1 protein-coding gene is annotated in these 349 nt (G+C 50.4%); it reads left to right on the top strand.

The annotated features are described in order from the left end of the window. Positions 1–343, top strand: a 343-nt coding sequence (locus KDM89_RS20725; RefSeq protein WP_212689729.1) for a sigma-70 family RNA polymerase sigma factor, incomplete at its 5' end; no start/stop codon positions are given. Positions 344–349: the final 6 nt, after the last annotated feature.

The raw sequence follows: 349 nt of genomic DNA on the forward strand, positions 1-349 counted from the left end.
GAAAGAACCTGTATCGCTGGATGTACCTATCGGTGATGACGGTGATTCACAATTGGGCGACTTCATTGAAGACAATGCGACCTTGTCGCCAATGGCAGCTGCAATGCAGGCGTCGGTGCAGGAAAAACTGAAAGAAGCACTGGATGGACTGAGCCCACGCGAAGCCAAGGTCTTACGCATGCGCTTTGGTCTCGACACCACCACTGAATTCACATTGGAAGAAGTTGGCAAACAGTTTGAAGTCACACGTGAACGTATCCGCCAAATCGAAGCCAAGGCTATGAAGAAGTTACGTCATCCTGGCAAATCCGAACATTTGCGCAGCCTGATGGAAAGCCAGTAACACCGG

Origin of the sequence: Cognatundibacterium luofuense, from assembly GCF_018139685.1 — a bacterium.
In the GTDB taxonomy this organism is placed as follows: domain Bacteria; phylum Pseudomonadota; class Gammaproteobacteria; order Burkholderiales; family Burkholderiaceae_D; genus Undibacterium; species Undibacterium luofuense.